At 61.0% G+C, this 20,702-nt stretch carries 16 protein-coding genes; 5 read left to right on the forward strand and 11 right to left on the reverse strand.

Annotation, left to right across the window (positions count from 1 at the left end; translation table 11 throughout):
* Positions 1-48: 48 nt before the first annotated feature.
* The 9 genes from LCW13_RS10515 to LCW13_RS10555 all read right to left on the reverse strand — a co-directional run bounded on the left by LCW13_RS10515 (position 49) and on the right by LCW13_RS10555 (position 15,144).
* Entirely contained in the window at positions 49-1,587 is a 1,539-nt protein-coding gene (locus LCW13_RS10515) for a catalase (RefSeq protein WP_318527659.1), read from the reverse strand.
* A gap of 653 nt (positions 1,588-2,240) precedes the next feature.
* The gene (locus LCW13_RS10520; RefSeq protein ID WP_191237274.1) at positions 2,241-3,848 is read right to left on the reverse strand and encodes a BCCT family transporter; all 1,608 of its coding nucleotides are present in this window, start codon (positions 3,846-3,848) and stop codon (positions 2,241-2,243) included.
* Positions 3,849-4,534: 686 nt separating this feature from the next.
* Positions 4,535-7,045 carry a CoA transferase gene (locus tag LCW13_RS10525; RefSeq protein ID WP_225346818.1) on the reverse strand — a complete coding sequence of 837 codons (2,511 nt, stop codon included), beginning with the start codon at positions 7,043-7,045 and terminating at the stop codon, positions 4,535-4,537.
* 86 nt (positions 7,046-7,131) lie between these two features.
* Positions 7,132-8,769, reverse strand: coding sequence for a BCCT family transporter (locus LCW13_RS10530; protein WP_225346819.1), 1,638 nt, complete (start codon positions 8,767-8,769; stop codon positions 7,132-7,134).
* Positions 8,770-8,965: 196 nt separating this feature from the next.
* A complete protein-coding gene (locus LCW13_RS10535; RefSeq protein WP_131432289.1) occupies positions 8,966-9,334 on the reverse strand; it encodes a tautomerase family protein in 369 nt (122 codons plus the stop codon).
* A gap of 68 nt (positions 9,335-9,402) precedes the next feature.
* Complete coding sequence (locus LCW13_RS10540) at positions 9,403-10,164, reverse strand: enoyl-CoA hydratase-related protein (protein ID WP_225346820.1); 762 nt, start codon at positions 10,162-10,164, stop codon at positions 9,403-9,405.
* A gap of 168 nt (positions 10,165-10,332) precedes the next feature.
* Positions 10,333-11,745, reverse strand: a complete 1,413-nt coding sequence (locus LCW13_RS10545) for a CaiB/BaiF CoA transferase family protein (RefSeq protein WP_225346821.1) — start codon at positions 11,743-11,745, stop codon at positions 10,333-10,335.
* A 26-nt stretch (positions 11,746-11,771) separates the two neighbouring features.
* Positions 11,772-13,529: a GMC family oxidoreductase gene (locus tag LCW13_RS10550; RefSeq protein ID WP_225346822.1), complete on the reverse strand. Its 1,758-nt coding sequence runs from the start codon at positions 13,527-13,529 to the stop codon at positions 11,772-11,774.
* A gap of 97 nt (positions 13,530-13,626) precedes the next feature.
* Positions 13,627-15,144: a CoA-acylating methylmalonate-semialdehyde dehydrogenase gene (locus LCW13_RS10555; RefSeq protein ID WP_225346823.1), complete on the reverse strand. Its 1,518-nt coding sequence runs from the start codon at positions 15,142-15,144 to the stop codon at positions 13,627-13,629.
* Positions 15,145-15,598: 454 nt separating this feature from the next.
* On the opposite strand from LCW13_RS10555, the gene LCW13_RS10560 reads away from it, so the two are divergent.
* The 5 genes from LCW13_RS10560 (at position 15,599) to LCW13_RS10580 (ending at position 18,521) form a co-directional block, all read left to right on the forward strand.
* The gene (locus tag LCW13_RS10560) at positions 15,599-16,495 is read left to right on the forward strand and encodes a LysR family transcriptional regulator (RefSeq protein WP_153636042.1); all 897 of its coding nucleotides are present in this window, start codon (positions 15,599-15,601) and stop codon (positions 16,493-16,495) included.
* Between the two features lie 269 nt (positions 16,496-16,764).
* Positions 16,765-17,133: a PH domain-containing protein gene (locus LCW13_RS10565; RefSeq protein ID WP_225346824.1), complete on the forward strand. Its 369-nt coding sequence runs from the start codon at positions 16,765-16,767 to the stop codon at positions 17,131-17,133.
* An 86-nt stretch (positions 17,134-17,219) separates the two neighbouring features.
* Positions 17,220-17,537, forward strand: a complete 318-nt coding sequence (locus LCW13_RS10570; protein WP_225346825.1) for a hypothetical protein — start codon at positions 17,220-17,222, stop codon at positions 17,535-17,537.
* Positions 17,538-17,657: 120 nt separating this feature from the next.
* Positions 17,658-17,834: a hypothetical protein gene (locus LCW13_RS10575; RefSeq protein ID WP_225346826.1), complete on the forward strand. Its 177-nt coding sequence runs from the start codon at positions 17,658-17,660 to the stop codon at positions 17,832-17,834.
* Positions 17,835-17,957: 123 nt separating this feature from the next.
* Positions 17,958-18,521 carry a plasmid pRiA4b ORF-3 family protein gene (locus LCW13_RS10580; protein WP_225346827.1) on the forward strand — a complete coding sequence of 188 codons (564 nt, stop codon included), beginning with the start codon at positions 17,958-17,960 and terminating at the stop codon, positions 18,519-18,521.
* Between the two features lie 194 nt (positions 18,522-18,715).
* Here LCW13_RS10580 and LCW13_RS10585 read toward each other — a convergent pair whose 3' ends face one another.
* On the reverse strand, positions 18,716-19,384 hold the full coding sequence (locus tag LCW13_RS10585) for a DUF938 domain-containing protein (RefSeq protein ID WP_225346828.1): 669 nt from the start codon (positions 19,382-19,384) through the stop codon (positions 18,716-18,718).
* Between the two features lie 183 nt (positions 19,385-19,567).
* On the reverse strand, positions 19,568-20,614 hold the full coding sequence (locus LCW13_RS10590; RefSeq protein WP_225346829.1) for a glycosyltransferase family protein: 1,047 nt from the start codon (positions 20,612-20,614) through the stop codon (positions 19,568-19,570).
* Positions 20,615-20,702 lie beyond the last annotated feature (88 nt).

Here is a 20,702-nt window from a genome sequence, read left to right on the forward strand (position 1 = left end):
AACGCTTTTCTTCATACGCTCTGCTTTCAGCCCGCTGTCTCAGGTGTCTCAGTCCTCGATCAGCTCTTCCACGTCATCCATGTCGACGTCTGCTACCTTGGCCAGACGCTCACCGTATTCGTGGTCGGCCTGGTAAAAGTGGCTGACCATGATCTCGCGGATCTCCTCGTTCTTGACCTTGCCCAGGTCGGTCCCCAGCGCCTGGATCAGAGCGTCCTGATCCTGCTCGGAGAAGGAGCGATACAGCTCACCGGCCTGAGCGAAGTTCTGCTGCTTGCCGATCGGCTGCTGCTGGGTGGTGCCATTCAGGGTGTAGCGCTTGTACTCGTACTGGCTGTCATCCACCAGCGAGTCGGCGTTGCGGCTCGGCTGATAGTTGATGGAGCCGGAACGCGGCTTGGAGTAACCCGCGCCGTCCTGATGGTTGTTGTGCACCTCATTCTTGGGCGCATTCACCGGCAGCTGCATGAAGTTGGCCCCCAGGCGATAACGCTGGGCATCGGCGTAGGCGAACAGACGCCCCTGCAGCATGCGGTCTTCGGACGGCTCGATACCCGGCACCAGGTTGGCCGGCGACATGGCCGCCTGCTCGGTTTCCTGGAAGAAGTTGTCCGGCGTACGATTCAGCGTCAGCTCACCGACCTTGCGGGCAGGAATCAGGTCTTCCGGCCACAACTTGGTGGTATCGAGCGGGTTGAAATCGAAGCTGTTCAGCTTGCTCGGGTCCAGAGTCTGGATATAGAGATCCCACACCGGGTCATCGCCGGCATCCAGGTGGGTGTAGAGGTCATCGGTCAGATGGTTGAAGTCAGTGGACTGCACCTTGGCCGCTTCTTGCGGCGTCATGCCGTGGTTGCCCTGACGCGACTTCCAGGTGAACTTCACGTACTTCCAGTCGCCTTCGGCATTGACGAACTTGAAGGCATGCACGCCGGAACCATCCATCTCACGCAGGCTGGTCGGAATCCCCAGCGGCGAGTAGAGGTAGGTCAGCATGTTGGTGCTTTCGGGGATATGGCTGAAGAAATCGAAGTAGCGATTCGGGTCCTGCAGGTTGGTACGCGGGTCCGGCTTCAGCGCATGGATCATGTCCGGGAACTTCATCGCATCGCGGATGAAGAACACCGGGAAGTTGATGCCCACGATGTCCCAGTTGCCCTGCTCGGTGTAGAACTTGACGGCGAAGCCCCGCGGGTCGCGCAGGGTCTCCGGCGAGCCCTTGCTGTTGATCACGCTGGAGAAGCGCACGAAGACCGGCGTCACCTGGCCCTTGTCCTGGAAAGGTGCCGCGACGGTCAGATCGGTCAGGTCCGCGGTGGCGCGGAACTCACCGTAGGCACCGGTACCGCGAGCGTGGACGACACGCTCCGGAATGCGCTCGCGCTCGAAGTGCGCCAGCTTCTCCAGCAGGTGGTGGTCCTGCAGGAGTGTCGGGCCATTCGGGCCGGCGGTCAGGGAATTCTGGTTGTTGCCGACCGGCGCACCATTGGAGCGAGTCATCACTTCCTGCTGCGCCAGACTGCTGGCAGAAAGGCCCAGCGCCATCACGGCCGTCAGGGTCTTCATGGGGAAACGTACGTTCAGCATCTCGCAAAATCCTCGTTAAATCAGGGAGTAACGGGGCGAGGAGTATTGGCGAGAATCTCCCATAGCAAAAATAAATAATAACTAACCGTGAAATAGCAAAAATCTAACGCGTTGCAATACCAGCACCAGTTGATTCATCCCGCCAGCGAGGAACCCGAGATGTCGTCCGGCACGGCTGCCAGGACTTGCTGCATGTTCATGTATATAGGCGTCGCGCTGATGCGGTTTTCAGGTCAGATGCAATCTCCTCCCTCATCAATCGCCGAGCGGGAGACGCGTATCCAAGGCCTGAGGGACAGACGCCCAGGCCAGGATTGTTGCGTCCTGTCATCCAATCCGGGCGTCTAAAGATACTCGATGCTGCCTGCCGCCCATCTCGAATACGAACGGATGGAGGCCCACCATTCGCCCACTCCCCCTCTTTCTGCCTTGTAACCCTCTGCAGACCGTCTGCTTGAGAGCCTACTATTGCGCGCCTCTCACCAAGCGCTATAGGACTTGATCGTCCCTGCCAGAAATGACCGAGCGAAGAGCCGGGCATGGGCAAACTGCGCCTTGTCAGGCGGCTCCATATACCAGAAACGACAAGGGCCCCTCACTCGAGGGGCCCTTGTCGTTAGGTCTTGCGCCGTCTCTTTCAGCACAAGGCGCGGTTACGCCTGGCGATTCGTCTTCTTCGGCTTGCGCTGGAAGGCCGGCATGTCATCGATGACCAGTACCGGATTTAGCTCTTCCTTGGGGAAGTCATTCTTGAGCCAGCGCAGCATCGAGAGCGCCAGAATCAGCATCACAGGGATCATCGGCAGCGCCACCACGATGGTCGAGGTCTGCACCGTCTGCAGGCCACCCAACTGGATCAGCGCAACGCCGACGGCCGCGATCAGGAAGGCCCAGATCAAGCGGAACGAACGCTTGGGCTCCTGATACCCGGAGAGCTTGCGTGAGGTCACCGAGGCCAGCACGTAGGCCGAGCTGTCCAGCGTGGTCGCCAGAAAGATGAAGCACAGCAGGATGAAGGCCACCGTGACCAGCTTGGCATACGGCAGGGTCTGCAGAATGCCTTCCACCGCCAGCGGAATACCGCCACTGTCCAACAGCGCCTTGATGTCCAGCGCGCCGCTGATCTGCAGGTCCAGCGCGTAACCGCCCCACACCGCGAAGAACACCCAGGTGCCCAGCGAGCCGAACACCAGCTCCGCGATGATCAGCTCACGGATGGTACGGCCGCGCGAGATGCGCGCCACGAACAGGCCTACCATCGGCGCGTAGGCGATCCACCAGGCCCAGTAGAAGACGGTCCAGTCCTTCCAGAAGGTGGAATCCCCCGCGGGGTCGGTCCACAGACTCATCGGGATGAAGTTGCCCAGGGTCTTGCCGAGGCTGTTGACGAAGCCTTCGACCATGAATTGCGAGTCACCGACGATGAAGGTGAAGGCCAGCAGGAAGATCGCCAGGATCACGTTGACGTCGGAGAGAATCTTGATGCCCTTGGCGAGGCCGAACCAGACACTGGCGGAGAACATCGCCGTCCAGATGCACAACACCGCGACTTCCAGCCCGAAGTTGGCTTCCATGCCGAGGATGCCGCTGACCAGCTGCGAGACCAGCGGTACCGCCAGCCCCAGCGAGGTGCCGACGCCGCCGACGATCCCGAATACGACGATGGAATCCAGCAGCACACCCCAGGCGCCATCCGCATGACGGCCCAGCACGCCGCGCGAGGCGACGGACAGACGCACCCCATCACGCTTCTTGACGTACATGGAGTAGGCGATCGGCAGGCCCGGCAGGCAATAGAAGGCCCACGGCGTCAGCCCCCAGTGGAATTGACCGAAGGCCAGCGCCCACTCCGCGGCCTCACGGCTCTTGGCCGCCACGTGATAGGCCGGCGAGGTGTAGTAGTAGATCGGCTCGACCCACGCCCAGTTGACGATCGCGATCCCCATCCCGCAGGTGAAGATCATCGCCACCCAGCTGAAGTAGGAGAAATCGGGCGTGTCCTCTGCCCCGCCCAAGCGGACGTTGCCGTAGCGGCTGAAGGCCAGCCAGATGAGGAAACCGACGACGCTCAGGCCGGCCACCAGATACAGCCAGCCGAACTTGCCGGTGGCGAAGGAGAAAGCGGCATTGATCAGCGCGGTGCTGGCCTCCGGGAACAGAATGACCGGGCCGATGAAGGCCAGGATGACCAATACGGCGGGGATGAAGACACGCGGGTCCAGATGATCGCCATCACTGGCGGGGGGAACTGCTTCTTGCACGACTACCACCTTAGTGAGAAAGCCCGAGCAAGAGGGGCGAGACGTCGCTCTTGCTCGGGCAGTTCGCTACATTCAATAATTTTTCGTAATGAAAAGAGCGCAGTATTATACATATTTTTATTCCACGCGCATTATACTTTCCCGGCAACCGCGGGGATCATGAATCGCGACACGGTATTTTCTCATTAGAACATGAATATCATTCATCACCATCGCGCTGCGCGCTCCCCCTCCTCGCGCTCTCCTCGTGCCTTCTTCGCGTCCTCCTCAACCAGATTTCCGCCAGACGCGAACAGGCCGCCGACATGTAGATGCAAGCGGCCTGTGGGTCTCAAGCGTCCATGAACGGCGACTGTCACGCAAAAGCCAGCACCTGACGCGGCAGTCTTTCCGCCTTTGCATCGCGGGGGTCTCGTCAGCCGATGCGCCACTATCATGAGCAGCATCACCAACGTTCACTTCGTCTCACAAGAGGCTCAGCGCTTGAGCACTTCTCATGCGTCGGAAGCTGCTCCCTGCCAGCTCAGAGTCAAACAAGCCGGCCTTGAGCGATCAGCACTGGCTGACGTGATGGGTCACGAAAACGCCCCACCTCATGGATCACGAGATGGGGCGTTTGAACGTCCAGGGCGCTATCGACTGCCTTTAGCCGGTGGCCCTCGGTGAACAAGTACCGCAGGGCGGGTTCAGCTCGGCAGATACTCCTCACTCCAGCTTTCGGACACCACGCCCTCCTCGATCAACTGGTCGATCTCTTCGTCGCTGTGATCAAGGTCCTTGAGTACCGAGCGAGTCGAAGCGCCGTATTTCTCGGCCGGCGACAGCGGGTAGATGCGTCCTCGCCGCGGACGGATGGCATAGGGATCAAGCTGAGTGATCTCGTGACCGCTGGGGTGGTCCGAGTAGACCGAGAACGAATAGCTGCCGGCATCAATCCCGGTCCGCTCGCCAGCCGGGTGGGCGTTGTAGGAGCGCAATGTTTCCAGGTTCTCGCACACGGCCGCCGCGATATCCGCCGCCTGCAGTCGCTCGACCCAGTCATTGGCTCGCGCGCTGATGAAACGCGGTGCCAGATAGGCAGCACGCTCCTCACGCGGGATTTCCGGCAATTCTTCCAGCCCCTCGACCTTGCGGAATTTCTCCAGCTCCGACTCATAGACACTGACCAGCAGGATGCCATCGGAGGCCGAATAGAAACGCGCCAGATCATCGTAGCCGGTCGCCTCACGACCGGACGGCTCGTCGAACAGGCCACGGCGCTCATAGTCATAGCAGAACGGCAACTGGGCCAGACCGCTCAGCGCTGACAGCGAGGTCTTGATGCGCGAGGTGCGACCGGTCTTGAGCTTGCGATACAGCGCGGTGGCAATCCCCAGCGACGCGCCAAAGCCGCACATGACATCGATGGTGCCGACGTGGGCATGCTCTTCGGGGGTATCCATGCTGCCGCCGAAGCGCAGCATGATGCCGGTGGTGGCCTGCACCAGATCGTCATAGCCGAGGTAGTTGGTGCGCGGCCCGGGCAGCACACCACTGAAGCAGTCCAGCTGGCAGAAGACGGCGTCCGGATTGAGCTCGCGCATGGCCTCCTCGCTCAGCCCCATGGAGGCCACCTGTCGGTCGGTGGCATTCCAGACCACCACGTCACTCTGACGAATCAGCTCATCCAGGATGGCGCGCCCGCTGGGCTGTCTGACGTCGGTCAGCAGCGAGCGCTTGGAGCGCATGTGCGACAGGCCGAAGATGACGGTATTCCAGCAGTCATAGAACGGCTTGGCCGGATCGACCTTGATGACCTCGGCACCGAAGCGCGCCAGATAGGCTACCGAGTGCGGCCCGGCGATCACGTTGCACAGATCCAGAATCTTGACGCCTTCCAGCCAGCCATCGCGGGCATTGCGTGCCCGCACCCGTGGAAGCTTGGTCTCGATGCGGGTCAGTACCGACAGCGCATGGGTGACGCTCACCCAGCGCCGCGGCCTGGGCGTCAGCATTTCCTGGCCGCTGTCGGCCATCCACACCATCGGGCCGGGCTGGATCATCAGCCCGAATTCCGGGTCCTCGACCTCGACCATCAGGCCCGCCGTCTCGGCGTGGTCATCGTGGATCCACTCCTGCAGCCAGCGCTGCGGCGCGCCGGGGAACTTGCCCTTGCCGAAGATCTTCTCCCATTCCTTGGAGGTGCGCGTGAGGAAGACCTCCTTCATGCGCGCCGCGATATGGTCCGCCCAGGACTTGGGCAACGGATAGACACCCAGCGACATGTCGGATTGCCATTCGCCGCTCGGGCGATAGGTATCCGGCTCCTCGCTCATGCCTTCGGCGACCAGCTCATCGTAGAGGCCCAGTACCTTCAGGCAGCGCTTGGCGTGCTCGCGATGACTCGGACAGACCACATAGAACATGCGGCCATCCTTGCACTTATAGCTGCGATAGAAGGGATCGAGCAGCTCCTGCAGCTCGTCGTAGTCGAGATTCATCGGCTGGCCTTCGATACGCCGACGTTCGATCTCCTTCTCGCGCTGGGTCTTGTAGCGATCCGGCAGGCCCTCGATCTTGATCGAGTTGTAGCAGAGCCCCTCCATCAGCGCGCAGACCAGCGGCACCTCGATCTCGTCGCCCATGCCGGTCCGCTCGCGGGCCTGCAGCGCCAGCACCACCGAGGAAGCCGCCAGCATGGTGCCGTAGGCCGAGCCCAGCGGCAGCGGCGAGAAGGACGGGTTGATGCCCATCAGCACCCGGTTGAGGCCCATGTCGGTGAAGACGCCGGAATTGGCGGCGATCACGCTCTCGAAGGCGCGCCAGTCGCGGCGCAGGGTGTCATTGGAGGCAAAGCCGGGAATCGACAGCGTGATCAGCTCATTGCGCTCCTCGCGCAGGGCTTGAAAGTCAATGCCCAGCCGCTTCATGACCCCGGGGCGGAAGCTCTCGATCACGATATCGGCCTCCTCGATCAGCGCCAGCGCCTGCTCGACGCCCTCCTCTGACTTGAGGTCCAGCGAGACGATCAGCTTGTTGCGATTGAGCGTGGCGTTGGCCGGCGACTGCCACATCGGCCCGCCGGGCGGGTCGACGTGAACCACGGTGGCGCCCAGGTCGGCGAGGATCATGGCGACGGCCGGGCCCGCCATGTATTGACCGAAATCGATGACCTTGACGTCAGTCAGCGGCAGGCGGGTTTCGGAGTGGGTTGTCATCGGTGCGGTCCTTCTGTCCGGGGGGCATGCGGGTTGCGTCAGCCCCGGTGAGCGTCATGTGTTGATAGAGACAGGAAAAAGTGCACTCAGCGAGGCTTGGCGTCATCGCGCGGGCTGGGGGTCTCCAGCACCAGATGCGGTTCGAGCACCTTGCGCGCGAAGTCCTGTCGCAACCAGCGCACCAGCGACCAGGTCAGGATGAACAGCACCGGGATCATCGGCAGCGCGACCACGATGGTGGAAGTCTGCACCGCCTTAAGGCCGCCCAGCTGGATCAATGCCACCCCGACACCGGCGATCAGGAAGGCCCAGATCAGGCGCACGCTGCGCTTGGGCTCCTGATACCCGGAGAGTTCACGGGTGGTCACCGACGCCAGCACATAGGCCGAGCTGTCCAGGGTGGTGGCGAGGAAGATGAAGCACAGCAGGATGAAGCTTGCGGTGATCAGCTCGGAGAACGGCAGCGTGGCGAGAATCGCGGACACGGCGCCGGGGATACCACCGTCGCTGAGCGCAGCCGCGACATCCAGGGTGCCACTCACCTGCAGGTCCAGCGCATAGCCGCCCCAGACCGCGAAGAACACCCAGCAGCCCAACGAGCCGAACACCAGCTCGGCGATGATCAGCTCACGAATGGTGCGTCCCCGCGAGATACGGGCGACGAACAGCCCCATCATCGGCGCGTAGGCGATCCACCAGGCCCAGTAGAAGACGGTCCAATCCTTCCAGAAGGTCGAATCGCCCACCGGGTCGGTCCACAGGCTCATGGTCACGAAGCTCGACAGCATGGTGCCGAGACTGTTGACCCAGCCTTCCACCATGAACAACGACGGCCCGGCGATGAAGGTGAAGGCCAGCAAGGCGATGGCCAGAATCACGTTGATGTCGGAGAGAATCTTGATGCCCTTGGCCAGCCCGAACCACACACTGGCGGAGAAGATCGCCGTCCAGATCAGCAGCACTCCCAGATTGAGCGCAAAGGACGGCTCGATGCCCAGCAGATCGCCAAGCAGTCGTGATACCAGCGGCACCGCCAGCCCCAGCGAGGTGCCGACACCGCCGACGATGCCGAACACCACCACGGCATCCAGCAACACGCCCCACCAGCCGTCGGCACGCTTGCCGAGCACGCCGCTGGAGGCCACGGACAGACGCACGCCCGGGCGGTTGCGCACATACATGGAATAGGCGATGGGAATCGCCGGCAGGCAATAGAACGCCCAGGGCGTCAGCCCCCAGTGAAACTGGCCATAGGCCAGCGCCCACTCGGCTGCCGCATCGCTACCGGCCTTGACGTCAAATGGCGGGCCGGTGAAATAGTAGATCGGCTCGACCCACGCCCAGTTGACGATGGCGATACCGATGCCGCCGGCAAAGATCATCGCGACCCAGCTGAAATACGAGAACTCCGGCGTGTCCTGTGGGCCGCCCAGACGGACGTTGCCGTAGCGGCTGAACGCCAGACCGATCAGGAACACGACGACGGAGAAGCCCGCCAGCAGGTAAAGCCAGCCGAAATTGCCGGTCGCGAAGGCGAAGGCGGCATTGACGGCCGCCTCACCGGACTCGGGAAACAGGATGATGGGGATGATGAGGCCGGCGATGACGAGCACCGAGGGCAGGAAAACCCGCCAGTCGATCTCGTCGTGGGCCTTGTGGGAGGCGCGGGGCTCGCGTGTCGGGCTCCCGCTGCCGGAAGCCGTCTTGGGCGCAGAACTGCTCATGTTGATCACCGTTATTGTGGTTATGCGGTTCGGTGTTTAGGCGAGGTCCACCGCGATTGGCGTATCGCTGGCGGACCACTCAACGCATGTTGTTGAAAGGGTCTGGCTGTCTAAAGCCGAAATCTCTGACGCGTCACATCGATTGCCGTCACTTGGCAGACACGGCACAAACGAGGCCGAGACTCGTCAGTCCCGCTCAATCGGGACAGAATTGCGCAATGCCATCCTCGAAGGACCAATCGATATCGTGATTCTCCGAGATCGTGATCAGGACGTTGCCGGGGGCAATCCCTGGGTTTCTGCCCAGCGCCTCGACCACTCTGGCGTAGAACGCCTTCTTGGCCTGGTCCGGCTTTCCGCTGCGCATCACCAGATGCATCATCACGCGGTCCTGATCGCGTGACTGGAATTCTAGGTCCTGGTCGGCACATTCATGGATCACCTGGTAGCGATCATCTGCCGGAAAATCCAGGGTTTCGATGACGGCTGCATTGACCTCATCGGCAATCGCCTTGCGATAAGCGTCAGACTTGCCTTTCAGAACATTGATCGTGACAAAGGGCATCATTGCCTCCGCTGGCACCCGGGAAAGGGGTGCGGTGAATGAACATCGAATTTGCCAGACCCCGGGGCCTAGCGATGACGGAAGACCGGCGCACGCTTGGCAACGAAGGCGCTCATGCCCTCCTTCTGCCCTTCAGTCGCGAAGGCGGCCTGAAAGAGCAGACGCTCTTGACGTAGCCCTTCATAGAGCGGGGTCTCGAATGCCGTGTTGACGGCTGACTTGGCCATCTTGACCGCCGGCGTGTTATAGCCCGCGATGGTATGCGCGGCCTCGAGCGCGTTCTGCATCAGCTCATCCTTGGGCACAATCCGCGCCACCAGGCCAATTTCTTTGGCCTCCTGAGCGCCGATGTTGCGGCCGGTCAAGACCATATCCATCGTCATCGCCTTGCCGACCGAACGGGCCAGACGCTGTGATCCGCCGATCCCCGGCAGGATGCCCAACTTGATTTCCGGCTGGCCAAATTGGGCGTCTTCCGAGGCGATGATGAAGTCGCACAGCAGGGCCAGTTCACAGCCGCCACCGAGGGCAAAACCACTGACGGCGGCGATGATCGGCTTGGAAATCCTGCGCACCTCGTCCCAGGGCGAGAGAAAGTCATCCATGTAGAAATCAGTGAAAGACTTCTCGGCCATTTCCTCGATGTCCGCACCGGCGGCAAAGGCGCGGGGATTGCCGGTGATGACCATGGCGCCGATGCCAGGGTCCGCGTCCAGCTCGCGGAGGACCGCAAGCGTCTCCTCGGCCAATTGGCGGTTGAGCGCATTCAGACTTTTCGGGCGATTGAGGATGATCAACCCGACGCGCTCGCGGCGCTCGACGACGATCATCTCGAGATTTTCCGGCTCCGGCGCGTCAGACGCCGACTGTTTGGCCTGGGGTTGCGATTTCACCATCTTGTTCATTCTTGTCTCCCGATGTCGGGTGGCGTCACTCTGGCGTGAGTTCTGGCGTGAGCCCTGGCGTAACTTCTGCGTAAATTCGGCCTAGCCGCTTACTTACTGCGCATCGCAGAACGTTGCGGTACTGGACGATGACGCGTCACTGGATGACGAGGCGTCTGGCGCTGCGCCGCGCGTTTTCGCGGCAGTACTTGATGACTTGCGAGCCGGACGGGCCTTGTGTGCGCTGCCATTCTCGCTGCTCTGTTCACCGCTCTGTTCGCTGCCATTCTCGGCGATCTTTCCGCCGTGCTTCTGGCGGTCAGATTCGGGCAGATGATAGGCACCATGGCGTGTCATCAACTCGTCCAGAATCGCCTCGCGATGCTGGCCAAGGCTCGGCGCACTGCAGGGCACCTGACTGTCGATGTCCCGACGCCCCGTGAGCTTGATCGGATTACCCGCCGTCCTGAATGGCTTGCCGGCCTTGCCCTGGACCTGAACGATCATATTGCGGGCCTTCAGTTGCGGGTGATCGAACAGCTTGTCGATGGTATTGATCGGCGAGCACGGCACGCCCTCCTCATTGAGCAGATCCACCCAATGCTGAACCGGCTGCTGCACCAGGATTTTTTCCATCTCGATCACCAGTTCCGGACGATTCCTGCAGCGCATGTCGTTGCTGAGAAAACGCGGATCGAAGGCCAACCGCGCCGCACCGATGGCATCGGCCATCAACAGGAACAAGGTGTCGTTGCCGGCCGCGATGACGAGCTTGCCATCCTGCGCATTGAAGCTTTCAAACGGCGCCAGCGAAGGATGGCAATCGCCGGTGCGATGCGGCACCTTGCCTTCGATATCGAAGCGCGCCAGCGCCGTTTCCATCAGCGCCGCCTGGCAGTCGAGCATGCCGATATCCACCCGCGTGCCCTGGGCATCCCGGGTGCGGCTATAGAGCGATGCGAGAATGCCCACCGCCGCAAACAGCGCCGCGCTCAGGTCGCCAAAGCTGGTCCCCACGCGGGCGGGCTCTCCATCAGGCCAGCCGGTCAGGCTCATGATGCCGCCCATGGCCTGCACGACCATGTCGTAGCCGGGCAGTTCGCTGAAGGGGCCGGTGTGCCCGAAGCCCGAGATCGAGGAATAGATCAGGTGAGGATGCGTTCTGGCCAGGCGCTCAGGGCCATAGCCCAGGCGGTCCATCACCCCGGGACGGAAGTTCTCCACCAGCACATCCGCCTCATCCAGCAGGCGCTCAAGCAGCTCGCGGTCACGAGGCGACTTGATGTCCAGCACGATGCTTTCCTTGTTGCGGTTGAAGCAGCTGAAATAGGCGCTTTCTCCCTCCACGAAGGGACCGAATTCGCGGGTATCGTCTCCGGTCCCGATCTTCTCCACCTTGATGACACGTGCGCCCAGGTCAGCCAGCACCATGGTGCAATAAGGCCCGGCGAGTACCCGTGAGAAATCCAGCACGGTGATCCCGTCCAGAGGCCCCTTCTTGAGTTCCGTCTGCGTCGAGATGGCCATCGGTCAACTCCCAAAGTCGTGGCGTATTACTGTGCGTTCAGGATCCATCCCGCGGCTTTTTCCGCGATCATCAGGGTCGGCGAGTTGGTATTGCCGCTGACGATGGTCGGCATGATGCCGGCATCCGCCACCCGCAATCCCTGGATACCGCGCACACGCAGACGGCTGTCAACCACCGCCATCGGGTCGTCCGCGCGCCCCATGCGCGTGGTGCCCACCGGATGGAAGATGGTGGTGCCTATATCGCCGGCTAGCCTGGCGAGCTCTTCATCAGTCTGGTACTCGACCCCCGGCTTGATCTCCTCAGGCTTGTAACGCGCAAAGGCAGGCTGGGAGGCGATGCGCCGCGTGACCCGCAAGGAATCGGCCGCGACCTTGCGGTCTTCTTCCGTGCTCAGGTAGTTGGGCGCGATGGCCGGGGCCTGACGCGGGTCGGCGCTCTGCAGACGCACCGTGCCACGGCTGGTGGGGTTGAGATTGCAGACACTCGCAGTGATCGCCGGGAAGGGATGCAACGGCTGCCCGAAGGCCTCGAGGCTCAGCGGCTGGACGTGGTACTGGATATTGGGATGGGCGTAGTCATCGCTGCTGCGCGTGAAGGCCCCCAGCTGCGACGGCGCCATGCTCATCGGCCCGGAACGCTTGAACAGGTACTGCATGCCGATGCCCATCTTGCCCAGCAAGGTGCTGGCCATGGCGTTCAGGGTCTTGGCATTGGTGACCTTGTAGACCGAGCGGATCTGCAGGTGATCCTGCAGGTTCTCGCCGACGCCGGGCAGGTCCTTCACCACCTCGACGCCATGCTCCTCCAGCAATGCCCTGGGCCCGACGCCCGAGACCTGCAGCAGGTGTGGCGAGCCGATGGCGCCAGCACACAGCACGACCTCACGCTTCGCCGAGAGGTTGATGACCTTGCCGTCACGCACGACCTGCAGCCCCGTGCAGCGCAGATCAGTCGCTTCTTTCGCCGCCCCTGTTTCAGCCCCCATGCCCTGCTCGCCGTCCGCAAACAGCAGACGATTGACCTGGGTGGAGTGCCACAGCGTCAGGTTGCTGCGCTTGAGCGCCGGGCGCAGGAAGGCCTTGGCCGTGTTCCAGCGCCAGCCCGCACGCTGGTTGACCTCGAAATAGGCCACCCCTTCATTGCTGCCACGGTTGAAGTCCTTGGTGCGCGGAATGCCGGCCTGCTCGGCCGCACTGGCGAAGTCATCCAGCACTTCCCAGTTGAGGCGCTGACGCTCGACGCGCCATTCCCCACCGTGGCCATGGAAATCACGCTGCTCAGGGTCACTGCTGGCGCCGTCATCCAGTAGCGCGTGATCCTCGTGACGCATGAAATCAGCAAGACACTGCTCCCAACGCCACTCGTCATCGCCGGACACCTCGGCCCAGTGATCGTAATCCCGCGCCTGGCCGCGCATGTAGATCATGCCGTTGATGCTGGAACAGCCGCCCAGCGTCTTGCCGCGCGGATAGATCAGCGAACGGCCGTTGAGTCCCTTGTCCGGCTCGGTGCGGAACATCCAGTCGGTGCGCGGGTTGTTGATGCAGTACAGATAGCCCACCGGAATGTGAATCCAGTGGTAGTTATCACGCCCCCCCGCCTCGACCAGCAACACGCGGTGGTTAGGGTTGGCGCTGAGGCGATTGGCCATCAGGCAGCCGGCGGAACCGGCGCCCACGATGATATAATCGAATTCAGAGAGATCGTCGCCCGGTTTGGCGGGGCGAGCGTCCTGCTCGCCCTCCGGGGATCGATGCGGGTTGTTCTTGTTGTCTGACATGGCGAGTCCCTCTCCAGACAGCTGGCGTATGCTGGTAGATAACCAGAATGCAGATGACTAATGCATGGCGACACTGCAGATGGCAGTCGCGAGCGACTTACTTGGCCGTCGGCATGGCGAATTCGGCACCGGCATCGATGGAATCCGACCAGCGCTGCATGATGGACTTCTGCTTGGTATAGAAACGCACCCCTTCTTCACCGTAGGCGTGGGTATCCCCGAACAGGGAGCTCTTCCAGCCACCGAAACCGTGCCAGGCCATCGGGACCGGAATCGGCACGTTGATGCCGACCATGCCGACCTGAATGCGGCGCCCGAATTCACGCGCGACACTGCCGCTCTCGGTGAAACAGCTCACGCCGTTGCCGAATTCATGATCATTGATCAGCTGGATGGCGGTCGCGACGTCCGGCACGCGGACACAGGCCAGGACCGGGCCGAAGATCTCTTCCTTATAGATAGTCATGTCCGGCGTGACGTGATCGAACAGCGTACCGCCCATCCAGAAGCCTTCAGTGCTGTCGCCGCCGATGTCGTTGCCGGTGAACTCACGCCCGTCGACGACCATCTCGGCCCCTTCCGCGACGCCCTTGTCGATGTAACCGCAGATACGCTCATGCGCCTGACGGGTGACGATCGGGCCCATTTCGGCGTCCAGGTTCATGCCGTCCTTGATTTTGAGCTCGCGGGCACGCTCGGCCAGACGCGGCACCAGGGTGTCAGCCACATCGCCCACCATCACCGCCACGCTGATGGCCATGCAGCGCTCACCGGCGGAGCCGTAGGCCGCGCCGATCAGGGCATCCACTGCCTTGTCGAGATTGGCATCCGGCATCACCACCATGTGGTTCTTGGCGCCACCCAGTGCCTGGATGCGCTTGCCATGACGTGCGCCACGTTCATAGATCAGATTGGCGATCGGGGTTGAGCCCACGAAAGACAGGGCGCGCACCTTGGGGTGATCGATCAGCGCCTCGACGGAATCCTTGTCACCCTGCACCACGTTGAAGACGCCATCCGGCAGGCCCGCCTGCTTGAGCAGGTCCGCCATCATCAGCGAGGCACTAGGATCCAGCGGGCTCGGCTTGAGCACGAAACTGTTGCCTGCCGCAATGGCGACCGGGAACATCCACATCGGCACCATTACTGGGAAGTTGAACGGCGTGATGCCGGCGACGACGCCCAGCGGCTGGCGCATGGTCCAGTTGTCGATGCCAGTGCTGACCTGATCGGTGAAGTCACCCTTGAGCAGCTGCGGGATACCGCAGGCAAATTCGACGATATCGATGCCACGTGCCACTTCGCCCTGGGCGTCAGTGAACACCTTGCCGTGCTCGCGGGTGATCGCTTCCGCCAGTTCGTCCTTGTGCTCGTTGAGCAGCGCGAGGAACTTGAACATCACCCGGGCACGACGAATCGGCGGCGTGTCAGCCCAGGCCGGGAAAGCGGCGTCGGCAGCAGCCACGGCGGCATCGACATCACTGTTGCGTGCCAGCGCGACCTGACCGGTCACCTTGCCGGTGGCCGGATTGAAGACATCCTGAGTGGCGCTGGAATCGCCTCGGGTCACCTGGCCGTTGATGAAATGGTGAATGGCGTTGGTTGCTGTCGTCATGGTGCTGATCTCCGCTGGCGGTGTTTTATAGGAATAAGCCTGTGTAATGCACATGTCTGGCGCTGAAGGTCCTTCGCTTGGTCAATGTCGAACGAGGACATGCCATCAGCAGGTGTTCATGAAATTACGCCGCCACGCGCAGGGTGCAATTGAGTAATTCTTGGATGAGATATAACGATCGCTGATATCCGATTTCGATCGAAAACTGCTCCACTCCCCTCGAGAGCGAGAGCAATAATTAATCGATTATAATCAATAGGTTACAACAAAAAATAAGGAAGGAGTTCCGACAGCGGCAGGTGATTCGATCACGAAGCCTGTCCCGGGTGAACACGGCTTACCGCGACCAATGGCTAATAGGTGGCAGAGAAGGCATTCAGGCCACAATGCGTGATGCAGGGCCATCAGCACACGTCTCGCCGGCCAGAAAATGCTAAACACATGGATGCCACTGATGCAGGATCTGTCCCGACTCAATGCCTTTGTCACCGTGGCGCGCACCGGTAGCGTGTCGCGAGCGGCGCAGGCGTTGCACCTCACCCAGCCCGCGATCAGCCTCAAGCTCAAGCAATTGCAGGAAGGCCTGGGATTGAGCCTGTTCGAGCGTCACCCCCATGGCCTGTTGTTGACGGCTGATGGCCAGGCCTTGCTGCCCAGTGCCGAGAAGACCTTGGCAAGCGCGCGTGGCTTCGAGCAGGCCGCCGCGGCACTGCACAGCACGGTGCGCGGCAAGCTGCGCATCGGCACCATCGTCGACCCGGAATTCATCCGTCTGGGCAGCTTGCTTCGCCATCTACTGGAGCGGGCACCCAATCTGGAAACGGAACTCCACCACGGCATGAGCGGCTGCGTCCTCAAGGCGTTGCGCCAGAATGAGCTGGAAATCGGCTTCTACCTCGCTCCCCCCGGAGAAGGCCCACGCGATGACTCCCTCTGTTATCGTGAGCTGGCATTCTTCGACTATTTCATTCTCGCCCCCACCGGCTGGTCAGCGCGCCTGACGGAGACTGACTGGCCTTCCCTGGCCGCCCTGCCGTGGATCGTGACGCCTGAGAATTCCGTCCACTCACGTCTGCTGGCGCATGCCATGCGCGACAGTCAGTGCACCCCTCACCGCGTGGCACAGGTGGACCAGGAAGTCTGCATGCTGGACCTGGTACGTGCCGGCGTCGGACTGACACTGGCTCGCGATGTATTGGCGCTGGCCGAGCGTCAGGAACGAGGCCTCAATATCGTGCCGGATACCCGCCTGCCCTGCGCTTTGAGTGTGGTCTGGCGTCACGACAAGCAACATGACCCCTGTGTCGAAGCCGCCCTGCAAAGTCTCGAAGAGGTCTGGCCATCTGAATAAGGGCGCTGGCCTCCCGAGATCGGTCAGCAAGCTTCACACTGAGCAGCGAGGCCGGTGTACGTTCCCATGTTCTCCATTCCTGCAGCACACTCGAAAGCGCCAGAGCTCTAGTGTCAGGGCACGGGGCTACTCCGTTGGCGCGAGATGGATTATTCTAGTCGTGATACTGGTTAAAGCCGCATGTCCCGCCAGAGGCCAAGGGAAGACCCCTTCTCATGCGCTATCGAAGTATCTCCAGATGGCAGCACTTCGAATCACAAGGTAACACAATGATAGATTTCAATAATAAAGGCTTTTTTAAACTCAAACAGAACGATGAATATGCCGAACGCGTCAGTGACCTGCTGATTGATGGCGAAGAAATCATTTCAGCTTATAAATCAATGCGTGATGGAGTCGTGTTTACCAACAAGCGTATTATTGCTGTCAATGTTCAAGGATTGACAGGCAGCAAGAAAGATTTCACCACTCTCCCTTACAAGAAGATCGAAACCTATTCCATCGAAACTTCCGGCACCTTTGATCTTGATTCAGAGCTCACGATCTACTTCTCGGCACTCGGTACGGTGAAATTTGAATTTACCGGCAAGACACGGCTCACCGAAATCTCGCAAGTCATCACCACCTATGTGTGTTGATTCCCTGCTGCTTCAGATGTGAATTCCTTTGATCAAACGGGGTTATCCAGATGAGTGACATATCAGTCGAGCAATTCGAAGAAAACATGAAACGCGAACTCGACAAGTTCGTGCGCACTACCAACAGAACCGCCAGCTCCACCTCCCGTGACACCCCCCCTCGCGCGCGTCCTGAAGCCCCACGCGCCCGAGAGACCACCACCCCCCTCAAAGGGCTGAGGGTGACGCTTGGCGTCAAGCAGAAGCGACTGGCATTGGAAGAACCCTTCACGGTGCAGACCGACAGCATCTCGCGAATGGAAGCGCGCATTCATGCCGAGAAAGCGGCACGCAAGGCTGGCTGGAAGATCATCAGCCACGTGATCGACTGGAATGATACCGAGCGAGAGCCCGACGTTCGCTGACGACGCGCCAGCCACGGTCATCAAATATTCCGCTAACCCATATCGAGATTACCGAAAGGCAATCACGCCTTGGGCGGCATAGGCTCTGTAGACACACTCATCGTCTAGAGGGGTCTGCGCATGAAATACTTCGATTTATTGTTCTCGTTGATCGCCGCGGTACTGGTGTCTGCACTACTCCCCTTTGAGGTGGAACAAGGCAATCGTTCTACCCCACAAGCGCCGCATGAACGTTCTATTCTGATGATGGAGGGCATACTGAAGGAGAATGAGGGCAACGAGTCGGTTGACGCATGAGCCACCGTCACTGAATTATCGCGATAGGGAGTCGATTTGCGGCGCAAACGAACAATCCCGTCAAGCTCCTCGATATTCTCCCGCAGTACGCGCGTGCCCAGCGACGTCACTTGAGGAGGCCGAATGGCGGACATACAACTACGTATTGAATTGGTGGACACGGATCCCCTGGTCTGGCGTCGAGTCGTCGTGCCAGAAACGATCAATCTGCACCGACTACACGAACTCATTCAGGACGTGATGGGGTGGGAGGAGCGACACCTTTACGAGTTTGAGTGTGGCGGCCGCTACTACGCTGAACCCGACGACTTCAGCGAACGCTCCATTACCATGTCCCGAAACGCCAAGCTGAAGACCCTGGTGAAGCGGGCCAAGGAAAATGTCTTCCATTATCTCTATGATTTTGGCGATGACTGGAAACATCGCATCATCATCGAGGCAACAGGGATGGAGGCAATATCCCCTTGTCCAAGATGGCTGGATGGCGCCATGGCATGCCCCCCGGAGGATATCGGTGGCGTGCATGGGTATTCTGCCCTGAAAGCCGCCAGCGCCGGCGAGCAGGATCCACATGGACACGAGCTACTTCAGATGCTGGGGGAAGACTTCTCACCGGAGGCGCTGGATGAGGAGGCCATTGAAGAGAGCCTCCTCCCCTTCCAGGCGGGCTTCAATCGCATGGCATGACTCAAGAGACAATAGCGGCCCTTATTGAAGGTGGGTCGGCAAATCAAGCGCTTGCGCACTGCCTAGGTGACGCGTTCCCCCCCCCAATACACGACAATACCCCGCCCTGGCGACAGGTCGGGGCATTGTCGTAGTGAAAGGATCACATGAGGTGAACTCACCCCCTCTGACGGCCCGCTGAGCACCGTCGCCAGCTAACGGCGAAAGACCACACTCAGATTGTTCGCCGGCATCTCGATCACCTTGTCGAGGTTCAGGCCGTTGCGCTCCGCTTCCTCGATGACCGCTTCCAGATCACGCACGCCCCATAGCGGATTGCGGCTTCTGAGCTGCACGTCAAAGGCTTCGTTGCTCGGCGCCGTGTGTTGACCTTCCCGCTTGTAGGGGCCGTAGAGATACAGCACGCCATCCTTCGGGAGACGGCGACCAGCCTGCAACGTCAGCTCGGACGTGACCCGCCACGGCGAGATGTGGAGCAGATTGATCGCCACCAGCGCATCGCAGGTCACTTCCGGCCACTCGGACAGCACATCCAGCGTGATCGGCGCCTTGAGGTTGGGCAAGGCGGCCTCGGCGCGCCAGTCAGCGATGGATTCCAGTGCTCGCGGGCTGGCATCGCTGGGCTGCCACGCCATATGAGGCAAGCCGTGGGCGAAATGCACCGCATGCTCGCCGCTGCCACTGGCCAGTTCCAGCACCTGACGCCGCTGTGCCAGCACGTCACGCAGGACATCGAGAATCACGTCACGATTGCGGGCGACCGCCGGACTGGCGAGACGCTGACTGTGCGCCAGCTCGACATCCTTCTGAGATGATTGCGACGTCGCGCTTGGCAAGTCATCGGGTAACTCGGGGGTGGCCATGCAGCACTCCTTTCAACAGGGCAAATGACTCAGAACGCAAGGGAGGTAAAGATCATAACAAAGCGCCGAACCCCTGAGGGGCGCGGCGCTTGAGCAAACCGTGACTGGGTCGGGCTTTGCGGTCAGGCTCTCTCGTTCGGGCCTTTTAGTAAGGGCTATCTGAAGCAGGCCACATGAACGACTCTAGCGGACACGCGCCACCGTGGAACGTGCGCGCCAGAAATCCAGCACCCGTAGTGGATCGCCCACTTCATGCGCCTTGTGTTGCGCATTGTGCGCCATGGCACGCGTCGCATCACGATCGCCCAGCAGGCGCTCGAGAGCGGCAGTCCATTCTGCCGGGTCATCCCCCACCAACAGGCCATCGACGCCGTCCTCGATCAACTCGACATAGGGCGCCCGACGACTATAGATGCCCACCCCACCCATGCGGGTGATATCGAGAAACCGCAGCCAGGAGGCGGCGCGGTTGTCAGAGTTTTCCATCAAGGGCGCCAGGCCGATGGCAATCCGACGCCGCGAGCAATAATCCTGGAAGCCCTCCCAGCTGACGGCCTCCATCGTCTTGAGGCGGGGAATGTCGCTGAGTGCCAGCGGTAGATGGCGCCCCATCATCAGCTCCACCTCACTGTCGGAATGCCGCGTCTGGATATCGCGCAACACGGGGGCCAGCGCCACGATATCGTCACGATGTGACAGAGTGCCGTGAAAGCCGATGCACCAATCGCTCTGCTCGAGATGGTGAAGATCCGGCAGCTTGCCAGTCAGTGGCGGCGTCAGCAGGCTGACTTTGGGGTGCAGGCTCGCCAGAGCGGCCTCCAGCTGCTCGCTGACCACGACGATTTCATCCGCCAGCGTGAACAGTCGCTGCTGCAATTGGGCAGCCTCAGAGCCTGCTTCAGGGGTAGAGTTGCCCTCCTCCGCTGCCAACGACCCAGGCGAATACAGATGATCGACGAGGTAACAGATACGACCGAGCTGCTCACGATGTGCTTCCAGCATCTCGATCCATTCCCGCCCCAGGCTCCGCGCGATCAGCAGGCAGGCGCCTGTGAGGCGTGCCTGGGCAAGCTTGGGGGAGAACTTCCAGCGGCGGGTTTCAAAACGCTCGACACGTGTGCCTTCCTTGCGCAGCGCGGCCATGGCTGGCAAGAAGAAGTAGATATCTTCCAGCGCTAGGGCTTCATCACTGAGTACGATCCATCGAGGAGTAGTCGGGAAGGCAGTCATGTCAGTCTCCTTTACTCGAGGCATTCATGGTCCCGGCACGTTCGGCGTCACCGCCAAACAAGCGCGAGCGAGAGAACACACTGACTCT

It is taken from the genome of Cobetia amphilecti, assembly GCF_020217465.1.
In the GTDB taxonomy this organism is placed as follows: domain Bacteria; phylum Pseudomonadota; class Gammaproteobacteria; order Pseudomonadales; family Halomonadaceae; genus Cobetia; species Cobetia amphilecti.